The organism is Cellulomonas citrea (assembly GCF_009829685.1).
GTDB lineage: Bacteria > Actinomycetota > Actinomycetes > Actinomycetales > Cellulomonadaceae > Cellulomonas > Cellulomonas citrea.
On sequence record NZ_VWSD01000267.1, the window covers coordinates 1 to 1869 of the forward strand.

2 protein-coding genes and 1 tRNA gene are annotated in these 1869 nt (G+C 75.6%); 1 reads left to right on the forward strand and 2 read right to left on the reverse strand.

The features are described from left to right. Positions 1-175 precede the first annotated feature (175 nt). Both F2B26_RS17605 and F2B26_RS16010 read right to left on the reverse strand, forming a co-directional pair. The gene (locus F2B26_RS17605) at positions 176-304 is read right to left on the reverse strand and encodes a hypothetical protein (RefSeq protein ID WP_268891121.1); all 129 of its coding nucleotides are present in this window, start codon (positions 302-304) and stop codon (positions 176-178) included. 165 nt (positions 305-469) lie between these two features. Continuing rightward, a tRNA-Arg gene (locus F2B26_RS16010) sits at positions 470-542 on the reverse strand. 144 nt (positions 543-686) lie between these two features. Here F2B26_RS16010 and F2B26_RS16015 point away from each other — a divergent pair. Beyond that, on the forward strand, positions 687-1869 hold a 1183-nt coding region (locus F2B26_RS16015), incomplete at its 3' end, for a GTPase (protein ID WP_235929721.1).

Below are 1869 nucleotides of genomic sequence, written 5' to 3' on the forward strand. Positions count from 1 at the left end.
CGGCCGCCGCCGGCGGCGCGTCGTCCGGGTCGGGGCGCGGGGCGGAGTGGCGACCCACTAGCGCCTGCCCGCCGGGTGCGATGTCACGCGCAGCATCGTCCCACCGGCCGGTGATGCACGATGCGCGGGCCGCCCACCTGGGGCGACCCGCGCATCGCAGGGTTCGTCGGGGCCGTCAGCGGGGCTGGCGTTCCGGCGGGTGGTTCAGGGCGCGACGTTCGCGCTCCGACGTGCGGCGCACCCGGTCGAACCGGGTGTGGTCGACCCGCTCGGTGTGTTCGAGCCGGGCCAGGTCGATGGTCATCAAGGGGTTCATCTCGGCCCTCCAGGGCATGACGGACGGGGCCCCGACGAGGGCCGAGTCGTTGGTGTGATGGGCCTCAGCACAGCAGAGGGGAGTGGCGCGCGTCACTCGATTTTCGGCGGGCGCCCCGGTGCGCGGCGTGGGCCGGGCGCGGTCGCGGCGAGGTGCCCCCGGGCGGACTCGAACCGCCAACCTGCGGATTAGAAGGCCGTTGCTCTATCCGTTGAGCTACGGGGGCCGGTGAGCGTGCAGGCGCCGTGGGGCGCGCTCCCAGCGTAGTGTGCCGCGTGGCGGGTCGTCGCCGACCGGAAGAACCGGGACAATGTGCCCCGTTGCTGATCCGGTGTGCTGGACGCCGGGTGCATGAAGGAGCGGAGCGCACGTGGCTGACGGTTCCGACGACCCCCGTCGGATGCTGGCTCGACCCCTGGCTGCGGCATCCCTGCTCGACGCGGTGCGCGACCTGAGGCGTGACGCCGAGCGCACGCGCTTCCCGCTGCACCTGCCGGGGTCGGCGTCGGCGGCGGCCTCGCGGGCCCGACTCGTCGACCAGCTCGGCGAGCACCTCATCCCGCGGCTCACCCAGCTGTCCGCACCTGCTGTCGTCGTGGTCGCCGGCTCCACCGGGGCGGGCAAGTCCACGCTGGTGAACTCCCTGGTGGGGGCCGAGGTGAGCGCCGCCGGTGTGCTGCGCCCGACGACGCGTCAGGCCGTCCTCGTGCACCACCCGCTCGACGCGGCGCTGCTCGACCACCACCCGGTGATGGATGCGGTCGTCGTCGTGGCGCACGAGGCGGTGCCGCGTGGCATCGCGCTGCTCGACGCCCCCGACCTGGACTCCGTCGTCGAGGAGAACCGCGACTGGGCGCACCGGCTGCTCGAGTCGGCCGACCTGTGGCTGTTCGTCACGACCGCCACCCGCTACGGCGACGCGCTGCCGTGGCAGGTGCTGGGCGCCGCGGCCGAAAGGGGCACGACGGTCGCGATGGTGCTCAACCGGGTGCCGGCGGCGTCGTTGTCGACGGTGCGCCGTGACCTGCTCGACCGGATGCGTGAGCGTGGGCTGGCCGACGCCCCGCTCTTCACCGTGCCCGACGCGGGGCCGCAGACCGGACCGCTCGAGCCGAGCGCGGTCGCGCCGATCACCCGCTGGATGACGACCCTGGCCGGCCCGGACCGCGCCCGCACCGTGGTGGCCCGCACGTTGCACGGTGCGCTGGGCGCGCTGCGCGGCTGGGTCGAGGAGCTCGCCGCTGCGGTGCAGGACCAGGCCGATGCCGCCCAGGACATCGAACGCGCCATCACCGCGGCGCTGGAGCCGGTGCGTGCCGCCGCCGTCGAGCAGGTGCGCGCCGGTCGGGTGGCCGACGGCGGCGTGCGCGCCCGGTGGCTCGAGCTCACCGCACGCGGCGGGGCGCTGGCCAAGCCGGTGTCGGGTCGCGGTGCGGTGCGCGGGTCGGCCCGCGACGCCCGGGGCCGGGCGGTCGCGGTGCGCCCGCTGCTCGAGGACCTCGAGGCCGGGGTGGCGCTCACCCTCGTCGTCGCAGGGGAGCGCGGCCGGGCGG